The 26,663-nt window shown below is 61.2% G+C and carries 25 protein-coding genes; 11 read left to right on the plus strand and 14 right to left on the minus strand.

Annotated features, from left to right (window positions below; genetic code table 11):
• Window positions 1-45: 45 nt before the first annotated feature.
• The gene (gene msrA, locus GR197_RS19570) at window positions 46-750 is read left to right on the plus strand and encodes a peptide-methionine (S)-S-oxide reductase MsrA (RefSeq protein ID WP_164012479.1); all 705 of its coding nucleotides are present in this window, start codon (window positions 46-48) and stop codon (window positions 748-750) included.
• 150 nt (window positions 751-900) lie between these two features.
• Here the strand turns inward: msrA and GR197_RS19575 are convergent, their stop codons facing one another.
• Window positions 901-1,431, minus strand: a complete 531-nt coding sequence (locus GR197_RS19575; protein ID WP_164012481.1) for a cytochrome b — start codon at window positions 1,429-1,431, stop codon at window positions 901-903.
• A complete protein-coding gene (locus GR197_RS19580; protein WP_164012483.1) occupies window positions 1,412-1,888 on the minus strand; it encodes a MarR family winged helix-turn-helix transcriptional regulator in 477 nt (158 codons plus the stop codon). The genes GR197_RS19575 and GR197_RS19580 overlap by 20 nt, the downstream gene beginning before the upstream one ends.
• Window positions 1,889-1,985: 97 nt before the next feature.
• Between GR197_RS19580 and GR197_RS19585 the strand changes: the two genes are divergently transcribed.
• The gene (locus GR197_RS19585; RefSeq protein ID WP_164012485.1) at window positions 1,986-2,354 is read left to right on the plus strand and encodes an antibiotic biosynthesis monooxygenase family protein; all 369 of its coding nucleotides are present in this window, start codon (window positions 1,986-1,988) and stop codon (window positions 2,352-2,354) included.
• Between the two features lie 59 nt (window positions 2,355-2,413).
• Window positions 2,414-2,875 (plus strand): anthrone oxygenase family protein, encoded by a 462-nt coding sequence (locus tag GR197_RS19590; protein WP_164012487.1) that lies wholly within the window; start codon window positions 2,414-2,416, stop codon window positions 2,873-2,875.
• A 79-nt stretch (window positions 2,876-2,954) separates the two neighbouring features.
• On the opposite strand, the gene GR197_RS19595 is transcribed toward GR197_RS19590, so the two are convergent.
• Window positions 2,955-3,494 carry a L,D-transpeptidase family protein gene (locus tag GR197_RS19595; RefSeq protein WP_164012489.1) on the minus strand — a complete coding sequence of 180 codons (540 nt, stop codon included), beginning with the start codon at window positions 3,492-3,494 and terminating at the stop codon, window positions 2,955-2,957.
• A 282-nt stretch (window positions 3,495-3,776) separates the two neighbouring features.
• On the opposite strand from GR197_RS19595, the gene GR197_RS19600 reads away from it, so the two are divergent.
• A complete protein-coding gene (locus GR197_RS19600; RefSeq protein ID WP_164012492.1) occupies window positions 3,777-4,223 on the plus strand; it encodes a response regulator in 447 nt (148 codons plus the stop codon).
• Window positions 4,224-4,246: 23 nt separating this feature from the next.
• Here the strand turns inward: GR197_RS19600 and GR197_RS19605 are convergent, their stop codons facing one another.
• A complete protein-coding gene (locus GR197_RS19605; protein WP_164012494.1) occupies window positions 4,247-4,987 on the minus strand; it encodes a TetR/AcrR family transcriptional regulator in 741 nt (246 codons plus the stop codon).
• Between the two features lie 173 nt (window positions 4,988-5,160).
• On the opposite strand from GR197_RS19605, the gene GR197_RS19610 reads away from it, so the two are divergent.
• A complete protein-coding gene (locus GR197_RS19610; RefSeq protein ID WP_164012496.1) occupies window positions 5,161-6,360 on the plus strand; it encodes a multidrug effflux MFS transporter in 1,200 nt (399 codons plus the stop codon).
• A gap of 252 nt (window positions 6,361-6,612) precedes the next feature.
• Window positions 6,613-7,905, plus strand: coding sequence for an MFS transporter (locus GR197_RS19615; RefSeq protein ID WP_164012498.1), 1,293 nt, complete (start codon window positions 6,613-6,615; stop codon window positions 7,903-7,905).
• Window positions 7,906-7,912: 7 nt separating this feature from the next.
• Here the strand turns inward: GR197_RS19615 and GR197_RS19620 are convergent, their stop codons facing one another.
• From GR197_RS19620 to GR197_RS19635, 4 genes are all read right to left on the minus strand, one after another.
• Window positions 7,913-8,950, minus strand: coding sequence for a LacI family DNA-binding transcriptional regulator (locus GR197_RS19620; RefSeq protein WP_164012500.1), 1,038 nt, complete (start codon window positions 8,948-8,950; stop codon window positions 7,913-7,915).
• 351 nt (window positions 8,951-9,301) lie between these two features.
• Window positions 9,302-9,625 (minus strand): hypothetical protein, encoded by a 324-nt coding sequence (locus GR197_RS19625; RefSeq protein WP_164012503.1) that lies wholly within the window; start codon window positions 9,623-9,625, stop codon window positions 9,302-9,304.
• 112 nt (window positions 9,626-9,737) lie between these two features.
• Window positions 9,738-11,636, minus strand: a complete 1,899-nt coding sequence (locus GR197_RS19630; RefSeq protein ID WP_164012505.1) for an ABC transporter ATP-binding protein — start codon at window positions 11,634-11,636, stop codon at window positions 9,738-9,740.
• A 219-nt stretch (window positions 11,637-11,855) separates the two neighbouring features.
• A complete protein-coding gene (locus GR197_RS19635) occupies window positions 11,856-13,817 on the minus strand; it encodes an ABC transporter ATP-binding protein (RefSeq protein WP_204330300.1) in 1,962 nt (653 codons plus the stop codon).
• Here GR197_RS19635 and GR197_RS19640 point away from each other — a divergent pair.
• From GR197_RS19640 to GR197_RS19655, 4 genes are all read left to right on the plus strand, one after another.
• Window positions 13,766-13,951: a hypothetical protein gene (locus GR197_RS19640; protein WP_164012507.1), complete on the plus strand. Its 186-nt coding sequence runs from the start codon at window positions 13,766-13,768 to the stop codon at window positions 13,949-13,951. The genes GR197_RS19635 and GR197_RS19640 overlap by 52 nt on opposite strands.
• Window positions 13,942-14,559: a flavodoxin family protein gene (locus GR197_RS19645; RefSeq protein ID WP_164012510.1), complete on the plus strand. Its 618-nt coding sequence runs from the start codon at window positions 13,942-13,944 to the stop codon at window positions 14,557-14,559. The genes GR197_RS19640 and GR197_RS19645 overlap by 10 nt, the downstream gene beginning before the upstream one ends.
• 292 nt (window positions 14,560-14,851) lie before the next feature.
• Window positions 14,852-16,258 (plus strand): FAD/NAD(P)-binding protein, encoded by a 1,407-nt coding sequence (locus GR197_RS19650; RefSeq protein WP_164012512.1) that lies wholly within the window; start codon window positions 14,852-14,854, stop codon window positions 16,256-16,258.
• A gap of 69 nt (window positions 16,259-16,327) precedes the next feature.
• Window positions 16,328-18,256 carry a hybrid sensor histidine kinase/response regulator gene (locus tag GR197_RS19655; protein ID WP_164012514.1) on the plus strand — a complete coding sequence of 643 codons (1,929 nt, stop codon included), beginning with the start codon at window positions 16,328-16,330 and terminating at the stop codon, window positions 18,254-18,256.
• Window positions 18,257-18,330: 74 nt separating this feature from the next.
• On the opposite strand, the gene GR197_RS19660 is transcribed toward GR197_RS19655, so the two are convergent.
• From GR197_RS19660 to cyoA, 6 genes are all read right to left on the minus strand, one after another.
• Window positions 18,331-19,524, minus strand: a complete 1,194-nt coding sequence (locus GR197_RS19660; RefSeq protein WP_164012516.1) for an acyltransferase family protein — start codon at window positions 19,522-19,524, stop codon at window positions 18,331-18,333.
• 135 nt (window positions 19,525-19,659) lie between these two features.
• Window positions 19,660-20,418, minus strand: coding sequence for an SURF1 family protein (locus GR197_RS19665; RefSeq protein ID WP_164012518.1), 759 nt, complete (start codon window positions 20,416-20,418; stop codon window positions 19,660-19,662).
• A 46-nt stretch (window positions 20,419-20,464) separates the two neighbouring features.
• Complete coding sequence (gene cyoD, locus GR197_RS19670; RefSeq protein ID WP_164012520.1) at window positions 20,465-20,866, minus strand: cytochrome o ubiquinol oxidase subunit IV; 402 nt, start codon at window positions 20,864-20,866, stop codon at window positions 20,465-20,467.
• Window positions 20,863-21,483 carry a cytochrome o ubiquinol oxidase subunit III gene (cyoC, locus tag GR197_RS19675; protein ID WP_028732706.1) on the minus strand — a complete coding sequence of 207 codons (621 nt, stop codon included), beginning with the start codon at window positions 21,481-21,483 and terminating at the stop codon, window positions 20,863-20,865. Before cyoC ends, cyoD begins: the two co-directional genes overlap by 4 nt.
• Before the next feature lie 5 nt (window positions 21,484-21,488).
• The gene (cyoB, locus tag GR197_RS19680; protein WP_164012522.1) at window positions 21,489-23,492 is read right to left on the minus strand and encodes a cytochrome o ubiquinol oxidase subunit I; all 2,004 of its coding nucleotides are present in this window, start codon (window positions 23,490-23,492) and stop codon (window positions 21,489-21,491) included.
• Between the two features lie 42 nt (window positions 23,493-23,534).
• On the minus strand, window positions 23,535-24,710 hold the full coding sequence (gene cyoA, locus GR197_RS19685; protein ID WP_164012524.1) for a ubiquinol oxidase subunit II: 1,176 nt from the start codon (window positions 24,708-24,710) through the stop codon (window positions 23,535-23,537).
• Window positions 24,711-25,089: 379 nt separating this feature from the next.
• Between cyoA and GR197_RS19690 the strand changes: the two genes are divergently transcribed.
• The gene (locus tag GR197_RS19690) at window positions 25,090-26,421 is read left to right on the plus strand and encodes an MFS transporter (RefSeq protein ID WP_164012526.1); all 1,332 of its coding nucleotides are present in this window, start codon (window positions 25,090-25,092) and stop codon (window positions 26,419-26,421) included.
• The last annotated feature ends 242 nt before the right edge of the window (window positions 26,422-26,663 follow it).

The raw sequence follows: 26,663 nt of genomic DNA on the forward strand, positions 1-26,663 counted from the left end.
CTCAAGGAATAGGCAAGGATTTGGACAATCGCAGGGAGTAGCGCCATGTCCATGTCTTACCGCCGCCGGAGCCTTGCCGCGCTCCTGGCCGTCACGATTTTCTCAATCGCTGCGGGTGCCGCAAGCGCGGCTGAAGATGCCGTCGTCATCCCGCCGCCTGATGTCGACGAGGCTCCCGGACCGGGCACCGAGACCGCTATTTTCGCCGGCGGCTGCTTCTGGGGTGTCCAAGGCGTTTTTCAGCACGTCAAGGGCGTCAAAAGCGCCGTTTCCGGCTATGCCGGCGGCAAGGCCGGAACGGCGCAGTATGAAACCGTCAGCAGCGGCTCGACAGGTCATGCCGAATCCGTCGAGGTGACGTTCGATCCGAGCAAGGTCAGCTACGGTAAGCTGCTGCAGATCTTCTTCTCGGTGGCGCACAACCCGACGCAGCTGAATTTCCAGGGCCCGGATCAGGGCACGCAATACCGCTCTGCGCTGTTCGTCGTCGGTCCCGAGCAGCGCAAGGTCGCCGAGCGCTATATTGGCCAGCTCGACAAGGCGCATGTCTTCGCCCAGCCGATCGTCACCAAGGTCTCCGATAGCGCCGGCTTCTATCCCGCCGAAGCCTATCATCAGGATTTTCTGACGCTCAATCCGACCTACCCCTATATCGTCTACAACGACCTGCCGAAAATCGATAATCTGAAATCGCTGTTTCCCGCCGATTACCGCAGCCAGCCGGTGCTCGTCAGGAAGGCCAAGGGGTGATTACCCCTCAGGGCATGATGTCGATAGGCGTATGATTGGGAACGCAGGCCCAGATAGAGTTGGTTTCCGCGGGGGAACACCGTCGCGTTGCGCGATGATCTTCGTACCTGGCGAGTGGGCCGAGTCATCAGCGGCCCACTTCCTTTCCAATCAGCCGCTATACCACATCCGCCGGAGAAGCCGGTCGCGGCGCACGAACTGATGGTAGAGGGCTGCTCCGGCGTGAAGTATCAGCAGCCCGACGATCAAGAAGCCGCCAATGCCATGGGGAACGCGTGGTGGATACTGGGTAAAGTTCGGCAAGATCGCGCCGGGCGCGCCAAAGACCGCAGGCGCCGCGCCGCTGAGGACCATCATTCCGATGCCGCTGGCGACCATACCGAGAATGACGACGTAGAAGGCGAGGTGAATCCAGCGCGCGATGCGCTCCTGCCAGCGGGGCGATCCCTGCACGGGCAGCGGCTTCCGATCGAAACGCCACCAGGCAATGCGAAGAGCGGTCAGAAGCAAGACGACGATCGCCACTGGAATGTGGAAACGCAGGATCCCCGCCTTGGCGGCCGCATCCCCGGCATTGGCAGCCCGAAAGCCCGATCCGAGGAGCGCTATAATGAGAATGGCGCTCAGCCAATGTATGGATACCGCGACGGCGCCGTAGCGATCAGCCCTGCTCTTCAACATTCTCTTCTCCTTCAAGCCTGCGCCGCAACTCGCTCATGAGCAGGTGCGCCGTTTGAATGTCCTCAATCGAAAGTCCATCCGAGAGTTCATTGATTCTGGGGTTGTACAGACGGATGGCAGCGTTGAAGGTCTGCCTTCCCTTATCCGTCAGCACCACCAGTTGCGCCCGGCGGTGATGTGGATTGGCGGCGAGCACGACCAACCCCTCTTTCACCAGATCTTTGACGATGCGCTGAATATTCTGGCGGCTTGCGCCTAAGTCGCGAGCCAGCCACGCGACGGGTTGCGGACGTTCCGTCGCGACAATCGCTCCCAAGATCTGCCAACGAGCGCTCGTCAGCCCGAGGGGGGCGACGAGACGGTCCCCCCATGCCAGGGTCAGGTTATTCGTCCGAAACATCGTGAGGATGAAATCGGTCAAGGCTTCAGCAACTGCGGTTTGCTCTATATCACTCATTTGCCACCATATGGTCTTGTTGACATCATGATGTCAACGCTATATTGCACTATCGAACCCAATTGACATCATATGACCAAATTGAAAGGAGCTGGCTATGCCGCTCAGGCGCCCAATCGATCCGGCTTTCCCGATTGAATTCCAGATCGGCGTCGACGCCTCGCCGGTCGTGCTCGTCAACATTTTCACGCTCAGCAAGGACGACGAGGCGGCCTTCCTTGAAGCCTGGAAGGCGGATGCGGCTTTCATGAAGGCTCAGCCTGGCTTCATTTCGACCCAGCTTCACCGGGCGATCGGCGAGAGTCCGGCGCATCTGAACTACGCAGTTTGGGAATTGACCAGGGATTTCCAGGCTGCGTTCACCCACCCGGAATTCGTCGCAAAGCTCTCAGCCTATCCGTCTTCGGCCGTCGCCATGCCGCATCTTTTCCAGAGGGTCGCCGTACCCGGCATCTGCGTGGCGTAGGGGTCAAGCCTGATAAACCTTTCCATTGGTGGGTTATCGCCGTGAAGGAGTAATACGACGTGACACTAAGATTGATATTCAACATTCTCGCGGTGTGTGGCACCTGTATCTTTACAGGGGTCCTGCTGACCATTGGCCTGACGCTTGGATCGCACTGGAAAAGTCTGCCGCCGGCGGAATTCCTTGACGGGTTCGCAAAGAATCTTCGTTTCATTGGCCGCACGCTGCCTGTCTGCCTGACCGCGATGCTTCTTGGCTTGGTGGGTTCGCTCTGGCTTGGTTGGTCCAACCCGGAACAGCGCTACCTCTGGGGTGTCGCGCTGGTCTGCATTGTTGGTCATCTTGTCATTACTTCGATCTACAACGGGCCGATGAACAGCCAATTCGCCAGCAAGTCCATTCCCCCTGATCGGGTTGCTGCAGCGCTGAATACGTGGCTAACGTTCCACGCTGTCCGCACCATGCTTGGACTTGTCGCCTCTGTTATCGCCGTGCTCGCCGTCACTCGGTATACGTGCTGATGTATTCTGAAATCGCTGTTTCCTGCCGATTACCGCAGCAAGCCGGTGCTCGTCAGGAAGGACAAGGGGTGATTAACCCTCAGGGCATGATGTCGATGGGCGTATGATCGGGGACGCGGGCCCAGATATCGCGCATCTCCGCATTGGTGACGGCAATACAGCCATCCGTCCAATCCCATAGCCGATGGGCCTCCTGGAACAGGCCCCAGCCGTTGGGCAGCCCGTGGATCATGATGTTGCCGCCGGGCGGAAAGCCCCCGGCTGCGGCATTGCGCTGGTCGTCGGGGCTCGGATAGGAAATGTGCAGGCTCAGATGCGCCATGGACTTGGGATTGCGCCAGTCGATTTCATAGCGCCCTTCCGGCGTTTTTTCGTCACCTTCCCGTTGCTTAGGACCGGCATCGGCAGCCTGCCCAAGGGAAATCCGATATGTCGAGATCGGAACATCCCCTTTGAGAAGGACCAGGCGGCGTTCGGATTTATAAACGCGGATGAGGTCGGCCTGCTGCGCGAGCGGCGCATCCGGAGGCGGCGAGCCCGAGCCGATTCTGGCCATCAATTTGGTATAGGCGAAAAGGCTGACGACGACCGTGGCCAAGACGATAAGTTTGGTTTTCAACGTGAGCCTCGATCTTCATGCCAACGGAATAATCATATCGCGTCATCACGCCTTCATCCAGAAGGTGCGCGCTTGAGATTGAGCACAATTTAGCGCCGTTTTTTGCTTCGCCGGCTTTCTTGTTAAGAATTTATCAACGTTAACAATGCCTTAAATATAAGAAATCGCGTTCCACCGCGGAACATATCTTCAACTTGGCCGTTTCGGCTGGGAGTTTCGTGCAGGGATGGCTGCCGGAGCGGATACCTCTTCCGAAGTAAATGCGTAACAAGGGGACGTATCATGGCCACAAATGTCGTGCGGCGCTGGCAGCGAGATGACCTCATGAGACAGAGAGTATTGATTGTCGAAGATGAATTCCTCATTGCCCTGGATCTCGGGGCAACGGTGGAAGACATGGGTATGCAGGTCGCAGGTCTTGCGAGCGATCGCGAACAGGCGCTGCGGCTGGCGCCGCTTGCCGATATCGCCTTCGTCGACGTCAATCTCGCCGACGGGCCGACCGGGCCTGAGATCGGCCGGCGGCTGGCGCAAGAGCACGGCATTGCCGTCGTGTTCATGACCGGCAATCCCGAAGTTGTCGCCGATGGCGTCAAGGGCGCGGTCGGCGTGGTGCAGAAGCCGGTCATGCCTTCCGTCGTCCAGCAGTTGGTGAAATATCTTGCTGCACGCCGCGTCGGCATGTTTGCTGTCGTGCCCTCGCAGATGACGGTCTTTGCCGGATCATAGGGGGCCTGATCGGACGGGCCTGATCAGCCCGCTATGGCAGCAAGCTGCGGCTGACGCTCGTCCTTTTCCATGACCGGTCTGCCATAGGCCTTGAGAAAGGTACGGACGGCATTGCGCGCCGCCTTCTCAAGCTCTTCATCGGTGGGCGTGCCACCGAAGAGCGTCATCATCTGCAGGTCGGCATTGGCGAGCGCCACGAACTGCCGGGCGGCGACGTCGAAATCGTCGATGACGAGTGCGCCTTTATGGGCGAGCCGCGCCAGAAGTGCGGAAAGGGCGGTGGTCAGCTTGCCTGGCCCCTGCTGGCGCCAGCCTTCAAAGAGGTGCGGATATCGCTCACCCTCCGTCTGCACCAGCTTGCGCAGGAATTTTCCGTCGTGATTGCAGATGCAGTTCTTGTTGAGGCGCACGGCAAACGCCGTCAGCCCGTCCTCCAGACTGTCGGCGCTGTCGGGAAAGCTCGACAACACAGAGAAGAGCATGGCGTTGGCGCGGTTCATGACGTCCTCGACGACGGCGACGAACAGGGTTTCCTTCTCGCGGTAGTGATTGTAGATCGTCTGGCGGGAAACGCAGGCGACAGCCGCAATCTCGTCGATGCTGGCGCCGGCAAAACCCTGGCGGCAGAAGACGTCGGCGGCGGCATCGAGGATCGACATGCGCTTGGCGCATTGTCCGCGCTGCGTATGCCCCTTCATCCGGGCTGCCGGTGTCATGCGATCTTTCATGACAGCGAAGATAAGGCGTCTTGACGTTTTAGACAATGGCGCCTAGTTTACATCACTGTCCAAATTTATTGACACGTCTGGTTCCGCCGCTGGAGATATGAGCTCCCAACTTCGTCTTCGCGCGAACGATCATCATTACCCCCTTAAGAGCCATGCGGCGAAGCGACCATCCCGGCGCCTTCGCCGCGCTTTTATGAAAGATCACCCTTATGACGGCTTCCTTCTTTCGCATGGCCCTCATTCTCGGCCTACTCTCGGCCATCGGGCCCTTCGCCATCGACATGTATCTTCCCGCGCTGCCGTCGATCGGCCAGGATCTGCATGCGGATAACAACGTCACCCAGCTGACCCTTCTCGCCTTCTTCATCTCCTTTGCGCTTGCCCAGCTAGTCTACGGTCCGCTGTCGGATATGTGGGGCCGCAAGCTGCCGCTCTATCTCGGCATCGGCGTTTTCGCCGTCGCCTCGATCGGCTGCGCGCTGGCGACCGATATCGAAACGCTGATCGCCTTCCGTTTCGTCCAGGGCATCGGCGGTGCTGCCGGCATGGTCATTCCGCGCGCCATCGTCCGCGACATGCATACCGGCGTGCAGGCCGCACGCCTGATGTCGCTGCTGATGCTGGTCTTCTCGATCTCGCCGATCCTGGCGCCGCTGACGGGCAGCGCCGTCATCGAATTCTACGGCTGGCGCGGCGTATTCTGGGCGGTGACGATTGCCGCCTTCATCGGCCTTGTCCTGCTTGCCACCCAGCTCGAGGAAACCCGGCCGGCCAAGGAGCGTAGCGGCAGCGGCCTCAAGAGCGCCATGACGGCCTACCGGCTGCTGCTTTCCGACCGCAATTTCCTCACGCTGACCTTCATCGGCGGCCTCGGCATTTCGAGCTTCCTCGTCTATCTCGCCAACTCGCCTTTTGTGCTGATCCAGCATTACGGGCTGACGCCGACCGAATACAGCTTCGCCTTCTCGATCAACGCCGTCTCCTTCTTCGCGGTGTCGCAGGCGACCGGCTGGCTCGGCGAGCGTTTCGGCCTGGTGCGCGTCATGCGGATCGCGGTCAGCGCCTTCGCGCTTGCCATGGTGGTCATGGCGGTGGTGATGGCTTCAGGCTTCAACCAGCTGCCCGTCATGGCAACCTTCCTGTTCATCGGCTACGGCTTCCTCGGCCTCGTCATCCCGACGAGCGCCGTGCTGGCGCTTGAGGATCACGGCGCGATTGCCGGCACCGCCTCATCGCTGATGGGCACGCTGCATTTCGTCATCGCCGCCGTCGCCATGGTGATATCGAGCCTGTTCTTCGACGGCACCGCCGTTCCGATGGCCGCCGGCATTGCGCTCTGCGCCTTCTTCGCCTTCGTGCTGACCCAGGCAACGATCGGCCGCCGCGCCGCCGTTGCCGCTGCCGAATGATCAAGGCTAGAGCCTGATGCCGAAAAGTGTGAGCGGTTTTCGGACGACATCATGCTCTAACTCTTTAATTTAGAACAGGATTCAGATTTTAGGCCAACCGGCCTAAAATCATCCTGTTCTAAGCCGCACCGGTTTCCGGGTGCGGCCACCAATCAGGGTTGCGGCATCGGAGAAAATACCTCGCGCAATTGAATATTGGCGAGCGGCGCTATCTATCCTTTGACCAAATCATGGTCATTCCGGAGAATATGCATGGTCGATGAGAAGCGGCTGATCTCGAAAATCACCTGGAAGCTGATGCCGTTTCTCGGCATCCTTTATCTCATCGCCTATATCGACCGGCAGAATGTCAGCTTTGCCAAGCTGCAGATGGTCGATGCCCTTGGCATGAGCGAATATGCCTACGGCCTCGGCGCCTCGCTGTTCTTCATCGGCTATTTTCTCTTCGAGGTACCGAGCAACCTCTTCCTCGAGAGGCTCGGCGCCCGTGTCTGGTTCGCCCGCATCCTGGTCTCCTGGGGCCTCGTCACCGTCGCGCTCGCCTTCACGCAGAATGCGACGATGTTCTATATCCTGCGCTTCCTGCTCGGCGTCTGCGAGGCCGGCTTCTTTCCGGGCGTGCTCTATCTGCTGACGCTGTGGTTCCCCTCGGCCTATCGCGGCCGGATGGTCGGGCTGTTCATGATCTTCAGCGCCATCGCCAATGCCGTCGGCGCACCGCTCGGCGGCGTGCTGCTCGACCTCGACGGTCTTTACGGCCTTGCCGGCTGGGAGTGGGTCTTCCTGGCGACCGGCATTCCAGCCGTTATCGCCGGCATCGTCACCTTCTTTTATCTTCCCGGCCGGCCTGAAAACGCAAGTTTCCTGAATGGCGAGGAGAAGGACTGGCTCGAACGAAGGCTCGCCTCGGAAAATGCCGGCATGGGCGAAAATGCGGGAAACGGCTTCAAGGCGCTGATCGACCCGCGCGTCCTGCTGATGGCGCTTTGCTATATCGCCTTTCCGCTCTCGGCCTATGGCCTGAGCTATTGGCTGCCGACCATCGTCCAAGCCTTCGGCGTCAGCAATACGGTGAACGGTTTCCTCAACATCATTCCCTGGCTGCTGGTTGCGGTCGCGCTCTATGCCGTTCCCACCATGGCCGACAAGGCACAGTCGAAGACGCCCTATATCGTCATTCCGGCCTTGATCGGCGCCGCCTGCCTGCTGCTGTCGGCGCTGATCCCGAACCACGCCTTGCAATTCGCCTTCCTCTGCGTCGCCGCTGCCGGCATCTTCGCACCGCAGCCGGTGTTCTGGAGCCTGCCCTCACGTTTCCTGAAAGGGGCCGGTGCCGCCGCCGGCCTTGCCGCCATCAATTCGGTTGGAAATCTCGGCGGCTTCGTCGCCCAGAATGTCGTGCCCTGGATCAAGGAGGCGAGCGGCAGCACGATCGCGCCGATATTCTTCCTCGCCGCCTGCCTTGCTGTCGGCGCCCTGCTGGTCTTCTTCGTCACGCGTCAACTGTCGAGCCGGGAGCCGCCGGCGGCGCCGAGCCGGGTGTGAGGGAAGCTCAGCCCGTCAGCGTGAAAGCATCGCTTTCGCCGGGAACAAGTTCCAGCGGCCAGATCCGGCTGCGGGCTCCTTGCGGATAATGCTCGGCATAGGTCGGCATGGTGGCGAGCAGGGTTTCGCCGAGCTGGGCGCCGAGATCGCGCAGCGACATCCGGAAGGAGGTCAGCGACGGCTGCAGGAAATGCGTGCGCGGCTCCTCGCGGAAACCGACGACGGCGAGGTCGCGGCCGGGAACGATGCCGGCCTCGGCAAGCCGCCGGTAGAGACCGATCGCCATCAGTTCGTGGATCAGGATGATCGCCGTCGGCCGCTCTTTAATCATCAGCAGTTCGTGCCCAGCCTGATAACCGCCTTGTTCGCTCGACTTGACCCGGATAACGAGGGCCGGGTCGAAGGCAATACCGTGGCGTTTCAGCGCCTGGCGGTAACTGTCGAGGAAGATATAGCCGAGATTAATGTCGGAAGAGGGGGCCGCCACCGCGATCCGCCGGTGACCCTTGGCGACCAGCCGGTCGACGCCGCGCGCCGCCACGCCTTCGAAATCAAGATCCATCCACGTATAGCTGCCGCCGGAGGCGCTGCGGCCGAGCGCCACAAATGGGATTCGGACCTTTTCCAACAGTTCGATGCGCCGGTCGGTGCGTCGGGTCGCTGAAATGATCATCGCGTCGACAAGGCGGCGCGCCACCATGCGCTTTAAATATTCGTGCGGATCCTCGTCATCGGGGCAGGGCAGCATGACCAGATCGAGCTTGTGACGGGAAAAGACGCTCTGCAGCCCGTCGGTGACACCGAGGAAGAAGTCATCGCTGTTTTCGACCGTCTCGCGGCTGACCTCAAGCATCAGCCCGATGACGTTGGTCATGCCCTGGCGGAGGCTGCGGCCCGACTGGTTGGCGACGTAACCGAGCTCCTCGGCAGCAGCGAGCACGCGCCGGCGCGTTTCTTCGTTGACGTCGGGCTTGCCGTTCAGCGCACGGGACACGGTGCCGATCGAAATGTCGAGATGCTCGGCGAGCTGGCGAATTCCCTTCATCGTTATCGATCTTCCTCCCCGTTCAGCGCCGCGCGTCACAACCCTTCTTGCCACAGGACAGCGCCTGCGAAAAGCCGTGGTAGAGGTTGCGGTTGATGACCGGTTTGGGATTGACGCGCTTGATCGAAGAGGACTGGGCGTTGGTACCCCGTTGGCGTCGAATGCTGACCCTCACCCTAACGCAACCGGGGTCGAACCGCTGGTCTCGACCCCGGTCGGTGGCGGCAGCCGGATGAGGGGCTCTCTCCCGGCAGGCAAGTCATTGATATTAAAACAAGAAAGCCGAAGCTACGGACCGCAGCCTCGGCTGACGTTTGAGCGGTACTGACGACCACTGCAAAATGCCCAGGCCTATTCGCAGACCCGGACGGTTTCGGCGTGGTAGCCGCCGTCATAGCGGTTGCGCACGTCCCGGTCCTCATACCAGCATCTCGGCTGGGGTTCGACATAACGGGGGCTCTCGACATAACGAGGGCCTTCATCAACGTAGCGAGGGCCACCGCCATTGACGAGTGCGCCGCCGATCAGACCGCCGACGACACCCGCGGCAACGCCGCCGGCGATGATGCGGCCGGTATTATCGTGATGATGATGGTGGTCACGCGCGGCAGCAGGCTGAATAGCCGATCCAACAAGGGCCGTCGCGATCAACAGGCTGCTAATAATTCTCTTCATGTCATTCTCCTCAGTGGCACTCGTCCCCCGATAAGAGAGAAATGCGGCAGCAAATCGTTTGTTCGATCAATCTTTGCGACAGGCGTTAATTGATGCCATTTTCCCCCGTGGGTCAGGTCGCCGACTGCGTCGCCGTCGTCTCTTCCAGGACGTCTTCGGGAATATCGTCGAAGGAGGAGTAATTGAGGTTATAGAGCTTGGAATAGAGTTTGCCGTTTTTCATCAGCTGGCGGTGGTTGCCGCTCTCGATGATTTCGCCGTTCTGCAGCACGATGATGCGGTCAGCTTCGCGGATGGTCGCCAGGCGGTGGGCGATGACGAGGCCGGTGCGATTTTCGAGCAGCTTCACCAGCGCCTTCTGGATCAGCATCTCGGTGTAGCTGTCGATATTGGCGGTCGCCTCATCGAGGACGAGGATCTTCGCGTCCGCCACAAGCGCGCGGGCAAAGCTCAAAAGCTGGCGCTGGCCGAGCGAAAGATTGCCGCCGCGCTCGCCGAGGATGCTGTCGTAACCATCGGGCAGGCGCATGACGAATTCATGCGCGCCGACGGCTTTCGCCGCCTCGATCACCTGTTCGCGCGTCGCTTCCGCCTTGTGGTAGCGGATGTTTTCGAAGACGGTGCCGGTGAAGAGGAAGGGTTCCTGCAGCACCATGGCGATCTGGGCTCCAAGTGAATCCTGCGTCAGGTCACGCACATCGTGGCCGCCGACCAGCACCTGGCCCTGCTGCACGTCGTAGAAGCGGTGGATCAGCGACATGCAGCTTGATTTGCCGGAACCGGTCGGTCCGACCAGCGCCACCGTCTCGCCGGGATTGACCTTGAAACTCACATGTTTCAGCACCGGATGTTTCGGATTGTAGCCGAAGACGACGTCGTTGAATTCGACCGAGCCGTCCATATCGCGCGACAGCGCTTTGGCATTCGGCGCGTCTTTGATATCAACAGGCACGTCGAGCACCTCGGTCAGCCGCTGGCCGGAGGCCATGGCGCGCTGCATAACCGAATATTGCAGCGTCAGCGAACGGATCGGGTCGAAGAAGCGCTGGATGTAAAACAGGAAGGCGACGAGAACGCCGACATCGAGCGCCTGGTTGAGAACGCGGGCGCCGCCGACGACGATGACGAGCGCCATCGCGACGCCGGTCAGGCTGTCGACGATCGGCACCATCACCTGCGCATAACGCGCCGCCGTCAGATGTGTTCTGAGGTTCGCATGCGCCTTGTCGTCGTAAAGCGTGAAGTTGACACCTTGCCGGTCCATACTCTGGACGGCGCGCACCCCGTGGATGGCTTCGGCAAGGGCACCGTTGGCCACCGAATTGGTCTCGTGCGCGGCCATGAAGGATTTGCGGGCGAGCGGCAGCCAGAACAGCCGGACGATGAACAGCACCGGCAGCACCGAAAGCGTCAGCAGCCCCAGCTTGAAATCGAGATAGAGCATGACGAAGACGATGCCGAAGAGCAGCACGATGTCGCCGACCGAGAGAACCGAGGTTTCGAGGAATTCCTGCATCGAGTTGACGTCACCCTGCAGGCGCGACATCAGCCGGCCCACCTCGGTCTTGTCCATGAAGGAGAGCGAAACGCGCTGCAGATGCGAAAACATCGCCCGGCGGATATCGAAGAGCACGTCTTCCGCCACGCCGCCGACCAGCGTCTCCTGCGCGTAGCTTGCCGCATAGTTGATTGATATGGCGATCGCGAAGGCGCCGATCGACCAGAGCAAGGCCGAAGAGTTGCCGCCCGGCGACATGCCGTGGTCGATGGCATAGCGGATGATCAGCGGGATCAGCAGCTGCATCATCGTGAAGGTCAGGACGGCGACGACCGAGAAGAGGACTTGGCGGCGATAGGGACGCACGAAAGCCCAGATACGCTTGACGATATTGCCGTCGAAGGCCTTGCCGAACATCTCCTCCTCGACGCGATGCGAGCCGACCACCGCCCGCGGCGGGCGGCGCCCATCCTCGCGAACGTCAGAACGCTCGGTTTCCAGTTCCTCGGCCATCTCGTTCCTCCTGCGGCCATCACTTGGGGTGGTCCGCGCGTGAATTCTTTGTCCGCTTCTCCCCAGCGGGGAGAAGGTGCCCGAAGGGCGGATGAGGGGGCCACACGGCACGCCCTATTTGCCCTTCGCTTCCGCTCAGCACACTCGTCGCCACCGCGCCGCGCCCCCTCATCGCCTCGTCTTGCTCGGCACTTCTCCCCGATGGGGAGAAGAGGGGAGTTAGGCGCTCAGCACCTCGTCGCCCGGCCGGACCTGCAGGTCGTAGAGCGCCTTGTAGCGCCCGCCGAGCGACAGCAGCGCCTGATGTGTTCCGCGCTCGACGATCCGGCCGTCTTCGACGAACAGGATCTGGTCGGCATGCATCAGCGAACTCAGGCGATGGGCGACGATGATCGTCACCCGGTCGGCGGCATAGCGGCGCATGGCGCTGCGGATGCGCTGCTCGGTGGCCGCGTCGATCGCCGCCGTCGAATCGTCGAACACCATCACCGCCGGCTTCAGCATCAGCGCCCGGGCGATCGACAGACGTTGCCGCTGGCCGCCGGACAGCGAAACCCCGCGCTCGCCGACGACGGTGTCGTAGCCGGTGGGCAGGCCGAGCACATAATTGTGCAGCTGGGCGCTTTCGCTGGCGCGTTCGATGCGGCCTTCCTTTGCCCAGGGGTCGCCATAGGCGATGTTGTTTTCGATCGTCGTCGTGAACAGGAAGGAATCCTGCTGCACGACGGCAACCGCCCGGCGCAGCGATTGCAGCGTCGCCTTGCGGATATCCTGGCCGTCGATGGTGATCTTGCCGCCGCTAACGTCGTAGAAGCGGGGAATGAGATGGGCGATCGTCGACTTGCCGCTGCCGGGAGGCCCGACGATGCCGATCGTCTGGCCGCGCCTGGCTTCGAAGGAGACATCGTGGAGCACGGTGCGTTTTTCCGAGCCGGGATAGGCGAAGCTGACATTCTCGAAGCGCAGCACGCCGTCGGTCACCGCCAATTCCCTGGCATCCGGTGCGTCCTTGATCGCGATGTCGAGGTCGAGCAGGCTGAAGAGGCGTGAGCCGCAGGTGGAAGCGCGGGCAAAGGCATTGACCATCAGGCCGAGCTGGCGCACCGGCATCTGCAAAATGGTCATGAAGGTCAGGAAGGAGGCGAGCGTGCCGACAGTGATCTCGCCCGAGGTCACCTTGCCGCCGCCGACAAAGAGCACGAGGCCCATCGCCAGGAAGAAGGAGAAGGTCATGGCGCTGGTATTGAGGACGCGGATGCCGACGCGTTGATGCGCGAGCGCCAATGCATTCTTCGAGGCCGCCTCGAATTTCGACAGCTCGTGATCCTGTGCGGCAAAGGCGCGCACGACGCGGATGCCGCCGAGATTTTCCTCCATGATGCGGGTCAGAACCGACAGCCGCTCCTGCAGGTCGAGCCAGGTGGCCCGCAGCCTGAGCTGCGTCGCCGACGAGCGCCAGCCGACGAAGGGCACGAAGGAGAGCGCCAGCAGGCCGAGCACTATATCTGTCGACAGCAGCATATAGGCGCCGATGCCAATCAGGATCGACAGCAGGATCATCCTGACGAGTGCCGTGGAAAAATACATCCGCACCCCTTCGAGATCGAGCAGGCCGATGGTGATCAGGTCGCCGGAATGTACGGTGTCATGGAAGCTGAAGGAGAGCCGCTGGATCTTCTCATAGCAGGCGAGCCGCAATTCGTAGCCGATGTGATGGCCGACGGCTTCGCTGTAATAGTTCTGGACCATGGTGAAGAGGCCGCGCAGCACGCTGGCGCCGAGCAGGAGCAGCGCCGTGGTCAAAAGCGCGTCCTGCGCCGCTTGGCCCGCCGCGCCACCGCTCATCGCCATCTGTGTGTGGTCGACCGCCTGGCCGAGAAGGCGGGGGATCATCAGCTGGAAGGTGGAAGCGACCAGCGTGGCGCCGATCGCAAAGCCGGATTGCCAGGGGTGGCGGAAGGCCATCATGGTGATACGCACCAATGTGAAGAGGCCTCGGCCCCAGCCTGCCGCAGTTGCAAGCGCCATCGAAGCCGAAGGCTTCGTCGCGCGTGTTAACGCATCGCTGCTCACGGTATTTTTTCCAATAGATGTGTGGTCGGACGCTGGCCCGAAAAGACGGCAAATCCATGAAGGGATTGATTGCACCTTCACTTTTGCCGATTCCAATTGGGGGTTCAAGTAAAGAATTCACCAACTGGTTATTTTTACGTGAGGTCTCCTCGCGCGCCGGCGGGAACAATCGCCGCGTGGGTTGGTTGCTGCAGGCAAAACCCTATCGGGCAACCGTTACCGGAGAAAAACCATGCCGCTGAAAGCCCTCGCTCTTAACGCCACACTGAAGACCAGCGATGCCAAGGAGGCGTCTTCGACCGGCCGGATGATCGCTCTCATCGACAAGGCGCTGTCGGCCTATGACGTCAAGACCGAAGTGCTCCGGCTTGCCGATTTCAACGTCAAGCCAGGCGTCACCTCCGACGAAGGCGCAGGCGATGACTGGCCTGATATCCGCGCCAAGGTGCTTGCCGCCGATATCCTGCTGATGGCGACGCCGATCTGGCTCGGCCAGCCCTCCAGCGTCTGCAAGCGGGCGCTGGAGCGTATGGATGCCTTCCTCGACGAGACCGACGATCAGGGCCGCATGGTTTCCTATGGCAGGGTCGCGGCCGTTGCCGTCGTCGGCAATGAGGACGGCGCCCATCATGTGTCGGCCGAGCTTTTCCAGGCGCTGAACGATGTCGGCTTCACCATTCCGGCCAGCGCCGTCGCCTATTGGGTCGGCGAGGCGATGGGTTCCACCAATTTCGTCGACCTCGACAAGGTTCCGAAGGTGGTGACGACAGCCGTCGACATGCTGGCGCGCAACACCGCGCATCTGGCCGGCCTGCTGAAGGCGAAGCAATATCCGGGCGAGGGTGACTGAAGCGCACCGCATCGACGTTCTAAACCAACTTATCTTTCAATGGCTTGAATTGCCGTGGCAATAAACCTCTTGCCATGTCCGCTTTTTAGCGCTTTCATACACGACTAGTTTAATAGACTATAGACAAGCGTGATTGTTCCGCTTGTGCATGTCCGGGGCTTCCGGCTCGGACCTCAATCCTGCGGCAGCTGTCGTGAATGGCCGCATGAACCTCATCAACGCATGATCCGCTGTTTTATGCGTTGAAACCTCGATCGACCCACGGTGCGGATGAAACCGCAAAGGAGTTGCGATGACGGTTCAGGGACTTTTTTCGGCGCGCGCCAATGCGGCGGCGCAGATATCGGCGGTGCCGCGTATCGCCATCGTCGGGCGCGGTTTTTCCGGGATGATGACGGCGATCGCGCTGATGAAGACGCTGCGCGCGCCGTTCCATCTGCAGCTGTTCGATCCGAATTCGTCGGTCAGCGGCGGGCAGGCGCTGGCGTCAGTGCGCGCCTCGACGATCCTCAACACCCGCGTGCGCGATCTCTCGGTCTCGGTCGGCGACAGCGACGATTTCAATGATTGGCTCTGCAGCAACGCCGCCTTTCGCGCCGCCGTGCCGGCCGCCATTCCCGGTTTCAGGCAGATCTTCGTGCCGAAGGAAATCTTCAGCGATTATGTCTACCAGCGGTTTTCGGAAGCGCTTGCCGCGCGCAGAGACATTACCGTCCAGGTCTGCAACGATCCGGTGGTGGCGATCCGCAGAAGCCACGGCAACCGTTTCCTGCTCGAAAGCGCCAATCCCGCAAATCCGCTGTTCGATACCGTGATGCTGGCCACCGGCTACGGCCTGAACGATCAGGATACCGGCGTTGAGGAGGTTTCGCCGGTGAGGGCCCAGCGCCTCCTGGCACGGCCGCATGCGGTGCTGCTCGGCAGCGGCATCCGCGTCGTCGACCAGTTGCTGCAGCTGCGCGATGCCGGTTATGCCGGCCAGGTGACGGTCATTTCCCGGCGCGGCTTCCTGCCCCAGAGCCATACGCCGAATTCCGCCGATCCGCTGTTCCCCGCCGAAGCGCTGCCCGAGAGCCTGCCGGAGATCGTGCGCTTCATCCGCCAGGCCTGTCGCGAGGCGGAGGATGAGGGCCGAAGCTGGCAATCGGTGATGAACGGGCTCAGGAAACATGCCCGCTCGCTCTGGCGCTCGCTGCCGGCACGCGACAAACATCAGTTCAACCGGCATTTAAGGGCGATCTACGACAGCCATCGCAACCGCCTGCCGGAGGCGATGCACCTGCGCCTGAAACGCGAGCTTGCCGAGGGCCGCACGGTGCTGCGCCGCGGGCGGGCCGGCCGCCGGGGCCTGAGCGGCCTGTTCTTCACGCCAGCCGGTTCCTCTGTCGAAGAGGTCATCCATGCCGAGCGCATCATCGATTGCCGCTGTCAGGCGCCGGATCTTTCGGCGCCGCTGATTGAGAGCCTGTTTTCCGCCGGCCTCGCCATGCCCGACGAACTCTCGCTTGGGCTGGCGGTCAATGCGCGCGGCGAGCCCTTCCTCGAGGACGGTTCGACCGTCGCCGGGCTCTTTGCCGTCGGCCCCCTCGGCCTCGGCAGCCTGCCCGATATCGATCTGGTGCCGGAGATCGTCTCGCAGGCCTACGCCGCTGCCGAGAGTGTCGGCGCGCAATTCTATCCGCAGGTCAAGGCCGTTTGAATATTCGAGGTGCTTCGGAACCATCCGGCCCCCACTGCGTTATATAGCGCTGGTGAGTAAGAGGGGCAGATGGAAGTGCTGAATCGACAAGATACGCCCCTTAACGACGAGGGGCGCTTTCGTCTACTGGTCGGTGCCATCACCGACTACGCCATCTATATGCTCAGTCCCGAAGGCATCGTCACCAGCTGGAATACCGGCGCCCAGCGCTTCAAAGGTTACAAACCTTCCGAAATTCTCGGCGAGCACTTTTCGCGTTTCTATCTGGAAGAGGACCGCGCTGCGGGTATTCCGGAGCGCGCGCTCGCGACCGCGAAGGAGCACGGCCGATTCGAGGGCGAAGGCTGGCGCCAGCGCAAGGATGGAACCCGCTTCTGGGCGCATGTGATCATCGATCCGATCCGGCATCCCTCCGGCGAGTTGATCGGCTATGCCAAGATCACCCGTGACCTGACCGAACGCAGAGCCGCCGAAAATGCGATTCGCCAGAGCGAGGAACAGTTCCGCCGGCTGGTTCAGGGCGTCTCGGATTATGCGATCTATATGCTCGATCCCGACGGCAATGTCAGCAGTTGGAATTTCGGCGCCGAGCGGATCAAGGGCTATCGACCGAAAGAAATCATCGGCCGGCATTTCTCGACCTTCTATACCCCAGAGGACCGCGCTGCCGGCGTGCCGCAGACGGCGCTCGCCATCGCGCGCGCCGAAGGCCGGTTCGAGAGGGAAGGCTGGCGCGTTCGCAAGGACGGCACCCGTTTCTGGGCCAGCGTCGTCATCGATGTCATCCGCGACGACGAAGGCGGTGTGCTCGGTTTCGCCAAAATCACTCGCGATATCACCGAGAAGATGGAAACCCAGCGGGCGCTCGAGCAGGCGCGCGAAGAACTTTTCCAGTCGCAGAAGATGGAGGCGATCGGGCAATTAACCGGTGGTATCGCCCATGACTTCAACAATCTGCTGATGGCGGTGCTCGGCAGTCTCGAAATCCTGAAGAAACGCATGCCGCAGGATCTGTCGCTGACATCGCTGGTTGACAATGCCATGCAGGGCGCTCAGCGCGGTGCGGCGTTGACGCAGCGTATGCTTGCCTTTTCCCGCCGGCAGGAACTGCACATGGAGCCGATCGACGTCTCCGGCCTGGTGCGCGGCATGATGGACATGCTGAGCCGTTCGCTCGGCCCCCTCACCAGGATCGAGACCTCTTTCCCCGTCAGGCTGCCGACGATCCTTACCGATCCGAACCAGCTGGAGATGGCGATCCTCAACCTCGTCGTCAACGCCCGCGACGCCATGCCGTCCGGCGGCCGGATCGTGCTTCGCGCTTCGGAGGAATCCGTGCCGTCAGGCAAGGGTCCGCTGCCGCCTGGCCGCTATGTAAGAATCGCAGTGATCGATGAAGGCGAGGGCATGGATGCAAAGACGGTGGAGCAGGCAACAACGCCGTTCTTCACCACCAAGGGCGTCGGCAAGGGGACCGGTCTCGGGCTCTCCATGGTGCAGGGCCTTGCGTCCCAGTCCGGCGGCCGCCTCATGCTGAAGAGCGGTCTTGGCGAAGGCACCACGGCTGAATTGTGGTTCCCGGTCGTCGCTGTCGAGCGGGCAGCCGAGGTCGCTGTCGGCCTGCCGCAACGCGCTGAAAGTGCGTCGCGCCAACTGCGCATCGTCGCCGTCGATGATGATGGTCTAGTCCTGATGAATACGACGCTGATGCTCGAGGATCTGGGTCACACCGTGTTCGAGGCGATGGCCGGCCCCGAGGCGCTTGAGATCATGCGCAGGCAGCCGGTCGATCTGGTGATTTGCGACCATGCCATGCCGCGCATGACCGGTGCCGAACTCGCCGAGGCGATCCGCGAGGAATGGCCCGAAATGCCGATCATTCTCGCCACCGGCTACGCCGAACTCCCCGAAGGGACGGGCATCGGCAACCTGCCCCGGCTCGGCAAACCCTTCTCGCAGGCGCAGCTCGCCGACGCGATCAGCCGGGTCGCTTCTTAAGAAGCAATTGCAGGAAAAAGTGTGAAGCGGGTTTCCGGCCGGAATGCGCAAAAACAAAAGCGTGACCGGCGGCGCTATGCGCGACGCTTCTCGTCCCCACTATCCCCGTCGCGGTCGATTCCCTCCCGGAGTTCGGGCGGCGTCAGAACTTGCCGTTCGACCGGGGTAACTGACGGCGCGCCGCTCAGGAGGCGCTTCTCGGTCTCTTGCAGGTCAAGGATCGCCTGTTCGATCCGCTCAGCCGGAATTTCGCGCGCAGTGACACGCCACCGATGTTGCTGCCACAACCCGACGAGCAGGCGTCGGCTCGGGACCTCTATCGTCTCATGCAGGAACCATGCGCCCCCAACTGCAACGACAAGCGCGACCGCGATTGACGCCGGTTCCGGCATCAGAGATTCAAAACTCCGATGCACCAGAAACATTATCGGCACGTGGAAAAGATAGAGCGAGAAGCTGATCGCCCCTAAAAACCGCATAGGCGCAGCTGCCAGGACATGGGCAGCGATGGGAGGTTGTCGAGCGACGAGCGCCACGATGACGGCTGCGGCGGCCGCGCTTTGCAGGCTCCAGAATTCAGGGGAAAAACCAGGCGCGAGATGCCGGTACGTGAAAAATGCCGCCAGAAGAAAGAGCGTGAAAATTCCGGTGAGGGGAGATGGCGTCCATCTATCCCCGTCGGAATGCATCTTCCCGGCAAGTGCGCCGAAGAGAAAATAGGGGAGCTTGGACAGCAGCAAGATTCCAGGCCCCGGCAATTCAAGCAGACCGTCGACGAGGACGACCACCGTGAAGCCGACGATCACTCCGCTGTAGCGCTGCGGGCGGGCCAGGCAAAGCCATAGGATCGGGAAGAGCAGATAGAATTGAATTTCGGGTGGAATCGACCAGAAAACGCCAGTCGAGCCCAGAAGAAGGATATGGCGCACAAAGTCCGTGCCGCCGACGATCGGCTGAACGAAGTTTAGATCCTGTATGCCGGACAGCATCGCCACGAGCAGAACCGCAGCCAGATAGACCGGATAGATGCGGGCAAAGCGGCTCACCAGAAAATCCAGGACGTTTTCTTTGGTCACCGGCCGGGAACCGTAGAGATGGGCCATCAGAAAGCCGCTGAGGGCAAAGAACAAGCCGACGGCTTCGCTGCCCATGGTCATTGAATACAGGGATGCACTTGGAAAGATAAGCCCGACATGCGCTTGAACGACCAGCAGCGCGGCGATACCGCGCAGGCCATCGAGACTGGGAATGTAATCCGGCCGGTTCATGTGCAGCTTTGATATCTTCTGTTCACGTAAGAACTATCGGACATGACTTTACACGGTGTTAATCCGGTTGCGCTCAGGCCACCCGGCGCAACCGTTGGCCGGAGCACTCGTACTGCAAGCGAGAGTGAGCCCGGACTACTCCCGGCGGCCTCTGCCGGTCTCGCCGCGAAGAATGAACACCAGCAAGGCCAGCACCATCGCCGCCAGCCCATACCAGGTGACCGCATAGACGAGATGGTTGTTGGGGAAATGGATGATCGTTAGGCCGCCGACAGGCAGGCCGCCCGGATTGGCGGTCGCATCCGCATCGATGAAATAGGGCGCGACCGCACTGAGACCGCGCTTTTCAGCGATCGCTGCGACATCGCGCGAATACCATCGGTCGGCGGTGACGTCGTTGGATTGCAGCAGCGATCCCTTCGGCTCGCTCATCCGCATCAGGCCGGTGATCTCGACGATGCCTGACAATTCGCCGTCGCGCCGCGTGATCGGATCGCGCCGGTCTGTCGGCACGAAGCCGCGATTGACGAGAATGATCGTGCCGTCGGCAAGCGTCAGCGGCGTCATCACCCAATAGCCCGGGCCGAGCGCCGTCGAGGCATAGACCAGCGTCTCCTTGTCGTTCGCCAGCGTCCCGGCTGCGGTTACCCGGCGATATTCGTCATCGGCGGCATTGACCTTGGCCCAGTCGGCCCGCGCCGGGGCGGGCAGGGGGGCAGCATGCACACGCTGGTCGACGCGGGCGATGAGATCACGCTTCCAGGCAAGCCGCTGCACCTGCCAGGTGCCGAGCGCTGCGAGACCTGCGGCAAGCAGCACCAGGCAGACGGCGAAGATCGCGCGTTTTGCCGGCGAAGGCGGTCGTTCCGATTTGTCCGAGGGAGCCTTGTTCATCGGCCGGGTCGATGCCGACGGCGCTGCCGCCGGCCTTTCCTGCCGATCACGGCATGTTCTTCATCATCTCGGGGCTCATCGGCATCATGTTGGCATTGAGATGATGCATGACCCAGAGCGAACCGGAGAGCGCGATGGCGACGATGATGATGGTGAAGATCAGCGCCATCATCGTCCAGCCGCCCTCGCTACGAGGGTTCATGTGCAGGAAGAAGACCATATGGATGACGATCTGGATGGCGGCGAGGCCCATCACCAGCACCGCCGTCACCGCCGGGCTGTCGAACACGCCTGACATGACCAGCCAGAAGGGAATGGCGGTCAGGATGACGGAGAGCACGAAGCCCGTCATATAGCTGCGGAAGGTGCCGTGGCCGGCCTGATGGCCGTGGCTGTGGCCGTGATGCGCCTCGTGCGCGTCCTCGTGTGCGGGTACTTGCGAACTCATCCGAGAACTCCCAGCAGATAGACGAAGGAAAAGACGCCGATCCAGACGACGTCGAGGAAGTGCCAGAACATCGAAAGGCACATCAGGCGGCGGCGGTTGGCCTCGATCAGCCCGTGCATCGACACCTGAACCATCAGCGTGATCAGCCAGATGATGCCGAAGGTGACGTGCAGGCCGTGCGTGCCGACCAGGGTGAAGAAGGAGGAGAGGAAGGCGCTACGCGTCGGCCCGGCGCCTTCGTGGATCAGGTGGATGAACTCATAGAGCTCGAGCCCGATGAAGGCGGCGCCGAACAGGCCGGTGACGGCGAGCCAGAACAGCGTTTCCGCCTTGGCGTTGCGCTCCATCTGCAGCATGGCGAAGCCGTAGGTGATCGACGAGAGCAGCAGCATCGAGGTGTTGAGGGCAACGATCGGCAGATCGAAGAGATCGGCCGGCGACGGGCCGGCGGCATAGTTGCGGCCGAGCACGCCGTGGGTGGCAAACAGCACCGCAAAGATCAGGCAGTCGCTCATCAGGTAGAGCCAGAAGCCGAGATTGGTGCTGTTCTCCGGATGATGGTCCTCCGTCAGGTAGAATTCAGGCTTTTCGGCCGTGTCGATGGTCTGATCGCTCATGGTCATTACACCTGCTCGGCAAGCAGCGCGGTGCGCTTGCCTTCCGTTTCGGTCACCTCTTCGGTGGGAATATAGAAGTCGCGCCGGTAGTTGAATGTATGGCCGATTGCCACGACCAGCAGACCGACGAAGGAGACGACGACCAGCCACCACATGTACCAGATCAGGCCGAAGGCCAGCGCGACGCTGATGCCTGAGAGGATGGCGCCGGTGCCGGTGTTCTTCGGCATATGGATCGGCCGGAAGCCTTCCAGCGGACGCGCATAACCACGGTTCTTCATGTCGTACCAGCTGTCATGGTCGTGGACGACGGGCGTGAGGGCGAAGTTGTAATCCGGTGGCGGCGAAGAGGTCGACCATTCCAATGTACGGCCATCCCACGGATCGCCGCTGTCGTCGCGCAGTTCCTCGCGTTTCATGAAGCTGACGACGATCTGGATCAGGAAGGCGGCAATGCCAAGCGCGATCAGGCCGACGCCGAAGGCAGCGATGATGAACCAGATCTGCAGCGACGGGTCGTCGAACTGGTTCATGCGGCGGGTAACGCCCATCAGGCCGAGCACGTAGAGCGGCATGAAGGCGAACCAGAAGCCGATCTGCCAGAACCAGAAGCTCATCTTGCCCCAGAAAGGATCGAGCTTGAAGCCGAAGGCCTTCGGGAACCAGTAGTTCACGCCGGCAAACATGCCGAAGAGAACCCCGCCGATGATGACGTTGTGGAAGTGGGCGATGAGGAACAGCGAATTGTGCAGCACGAAGTCGGCCGGCGGCACGGCAAGCATGACGCCGGTCATGCCGCCGATGACGAAGGTCACCATGAAGCCGACCGTCCACAGCATCGGCACCTCAAAGCGGATTCGGCCGCGATACATGGTGAACAGCCAGTTGAAGATCTTCGCTCCGGTGGGGATCGAGATGATCATCGTGGTGATGCCGAAGAAGGAATTGACGCTGGCGCCCGAGCCCATGGTGAAGAAGTGGTGCAGCCAGACGATATAGGACAGGATCATGATCACGCAGGTGGCGTAGACCATCGAGGCGTAACCGAAGAGACGTTTACCGGAGAAGGTGGCGACGACTTCCGAGAAGATGCCGAAGGCCGGCAGCACCAGAATGTAGACCTCCGGATGACCCCAGATCCAGATGAGGTTGATATACATCATCGGGTTGCCGCCGAGGTCGTTGGTGAAGAAGTTCGTCCCGGCATAGCGGTCGAGCGACAGCAAAGCGAGCGTTGCCGTCAGGATCGGGAAGGAGGCGACGATCAGCACGTTGGTGCAGAGCGCCGTCCAGGTGAAGACCGGCATCTTCATGAAGGTCATGCCCGGCGCGCGCATCTTGACGATGGTGGCGATCAGGTTGATGCCCGACAGCGTCGTCCCCACACCGGCCACCTGCAGGCCCCAGATATAATAGTCGACGCCGACGCCCGGACTGTAGGCGGCCCCCGACAGCGGCGGGTAGGCGAGCCAGCCGGTCTGGGCGAATTCGCCGATGAACAGCGACAGCATGATGATGATCGCGCCGGCGGTGGTCATCCAGAAGGAGAAATTGTTCAAGAAAGGGAAGGAGACGTCGCGCGCGCCGATCTGCAGCGGCACCACGAAGTTCATCAGGCCGGTGACGAAGGGCATCGCCACGAAGAAGATCATGATGACGCCGTGGGCGGTGAACACCTGGTCGTAATGGTGCGGTGGCAGGTAACCCTCCGAACCATTGAAGGCGATCGCCTGCTGCACGCGCATCAGGATTGCGTCGGAAAAACCGCGCAGCAGCATGATAACCGCCAGGATCACATACATGATGCCGATCTTCTTGTGATCGACGCTGCAGATCCAGTCGTTCCAGAGCGGACCCCAGAACTTGAAATAGGTGATGAGGCCGAGCACCGCGATGGCGCCGATGACGACGCCGATGAAGGTCACGACGAGGATCGGCTCGTGATAGGGGATGGCATCGAGGGTCAACCGGCCGAAGACGAACTTCAGGAGGTCAGGATTGGAAAACATGGAACAACCCGTTCATTATGTCTTGCGACGCAAAGCGCCAGGTTAATTGTTGTTGTTGAGCTGCGCCGGCGCAGGATCGGTGCCATTGCTCATGCCGGGCATGGAATGGCCGTCATGCTGCATGTCCATGCCCTGCATGCCGGGCATGTCGTGCTGCATGCTGTTGCCGTCCGTAGTGTTGGCCGGTTCGCTGCGGGCCGGAGCGCCGGTTGCCGGCACGGTGGCCGCAGGCGCGACGATGCCTTCGTCGGCATGGCGATTGTCATATTGCAGCCTGTCGCGATTCTCGGCGCTTTCCTTGCCGCCGCCGCCCTTCATGTCGATGTGCATCATCTCGTTCATGCACATCTTGCCCGGCTTGGCGCACATGTTGAGGATGGCGTTGTAGAGATCGGCATCGGCGCCGGCATAATAACGCACCGGTTCCTTCTCGCTCGGCTTCTCGAGCTTCAGATAGGCGTCGCGGTTGAGCATCGTGCCCTGCTGCTTGACGTTAGCCACCCAGGCATCGAAGCCTTCGCGGTTGAGACCGTGGAACTTGAAGCGCATATGCGAGAAGCCCGAGCCGCTGTAATTGGCCGAGAAGCCCTCATACTCGCCTTCCCGATTGATGACGGCGTGCAGCTTGGTCTCCATGCCTGGCATGGCGTAGATCTGGCCGGCAAGGGCGGGAATGTAGAAGGAGTTCATCACCGAGGAGGCAGTGATTTTGAAACTGATCGGCATGTCCACCGGAGCAGCGAGCTCGTTGACCGTGGCAATGCCGAGTTCGGGATAGAAGAACAGCCATTTCCAGTCGAGCGCCACGACCTCGACGGTCAGCGGCTTGGTATCGGCCGGAATGGCGCGTTCCGCATCGAGGCGGTCGAGCGGGCGGTAGGGATCGAGCTTATGGGTGGAAATCCAGGTGACGGCGCCGAGCGCAATGATGATCGCCAGGGGTGCAGCCCAGATGATGATTTCGAGGCGGGTCGAGTGGTGCCATTCCGGCGCATAAGTCGCGGCCATATTGGAGTGGCGGTAGCGCCAGGCAAAGAGCAGCGTCAGGAAGATCACCGGTACGATGATCAAAAGCATCAGCACCGTCGAGATGATAATGAGATCGCGCTGTTGCATGGCGATGTCGCCGGAGGGCGCCATGACCACCATGTTGCATCCTGCCAGAAAAAACAGCGGCAAGACGGATAGAAGGCGGGAAAACTTCATGAGTTTTTGCACGTCTCTAAGCTCTTGTTGTTTCGTTTGTTCCGCGACTAAAGCACTGAACCGGATCGCGACATGAGGTGTTTGGTCGCAGTGCAGCAAGCATGCCGCACTGCGGCGTAAATCATGATGCTCTATAGCTTCGAAATCCTGATGATATCCAGAAGGATTTTTTCGCCCGCGCATGTTTCACGCTCCAATATATCCGCAAGAACCGGCCGGGCCAGCGTTTGCAGGAGAAATCACCGTCCGGATCACGCAGTTTTTTTCATCCAGGCTTCATTTGAGCCGTGATGATGCACTATTTCAGTCTTACGGACTTGATAAGCCTGCGGGTTTGATCAAGATCACGCGTGGGGCGCCTTGCCGGAAGCGCCTTAACGAGGAGGCGTTTATGGCAACAACATCGCATTACGGACCGTCATCGTCGTCGCTGGAACGCGACGCGCGGCGCATTCACGACGACAAACCGGTTTCGCCAGGCAGCATCGCCGTCGGCGTGGTCATTGGCCGCATGTCGGAATTCTTCGATTTCTTCGTCTACGGCCTCGCCTCCGTGCTGGTCTTTCCACAGCTCGTCTTCCCCTTCGCGCCGGACAGGCTGACAGGCACGCTCTATTCCTTCGCGATCTTTTCGCTCGCCTTCCTCGCCCGCCCTGTCGGCTCCGTCGTCTTCATGGCGATCGACCGGATGTATGGGCGCGGCACCAAGCTGACGATCGCGCTCTTCCTGCTCGGCGGCTCCACGGCCTCGATCGCCTTCCTGCCGGGTTACGACGAGATCGGCGTCTGGTCGATCGCGCTGCTGGCGCTCTTCCGTCTCGGCCAGGGTTTTGCGCTCGGCGGCGCCTGGGATGGTCTTGCCTCGCTGCTCGCGCTCAATGCGCCGGCCAACCACCGCGGCTGGTATGCGATGATCCCGCAGCTCGGCGCGCCGATCGGCTTTGCGCTGGCAAGCACGCTGTTCGGTTATTTCGTCGCCAATCTTTCCAGTGAGGATTTTCTCTCCTGGGGCTGGCGTTATCCGTTCTTTGTCGCTTTCGCGATCAATGTCGTGGCGCTGTTTGCGCGTCTGCGGCTGGTGATGACCAAGGAATTCGGCACGCTGCTGGAGCAGCACGAGCTGGAGGCGGCACCGATCCTCGACGTGCTGCGCGTTCACGGCCGCGATATCCTGATCGGCGCCTTCGTGCCGCTCGCCAGCTTCGCCATGTTTCACCTCGTCACCATCTTCCCGCTTGGCTGGATGAGCCTTTACGGTAACCAGCCGATCGGCGCCTTCATGGTGGTACAGGTGGTCGGCGCCATGGTCGGCATCGTCACGATCATCGCCTCTGGCCTGATCGCCGATCGCATCGGCCGGCGCGCCCAGCTTGCCATCTGCGCCGTCCTGATCGCCGTCTTCAGCTTCGTCGGGCCGATCCTGATTGCCTCCGGCAACAGCGGCCACGATGCCTTCGTCATCATCGGTTTCGGCGTGCTCGGCCTGTCCTTCGGCCAGGCGACCGGCTCGATTTCGTCGCGCTTCGGCCGCGGTTATCGCTATACCGGTGCCGCCTTCACCTCGGACCTTGCCTGGCTGATCGGCGCCGGTTTCGCGCCGTTGGTGGCGCTCAGCCTCTCCAGCCGCTTCGGCCTGACCTTCGTCGGCTACTATCTGCTGTCCGGGGCCATCTGCACACTCGCCGCACTCGCCTTCAGCAGAGCGCTGGAACAGCGCGAATAGCGAATTGACACAGCCTGCATGGGAAACCGTGCAGGCTCAGGTTGCTGATCAACTTTAAAACTTCGCTCTTTACTCCGCGTCATCCTCGGCCTTGTGCCGAGGATCTGCTGAGCCGGTTGTAGATGCTCGGGACAAGCCCGAGCATGGCGGAAGAGGGATTGACCGGCTTTGTCAGTCGTCTGAGCCTCTGCAGGAAACCTTTCGAATTGCGCAATTCAATTATTGAATGCATTGCAATCTAT

Origin of the sequence: Rhizobium phaseoli, assembly GCF_010668805.1 — a bacterium.
Lineage (GTDB): Bacteria > Pseudomonadota > Alphaproteobacteria > Rhizobiales > Rhizobiaceae > Rhizobium > Rhizobium phaseoli_A.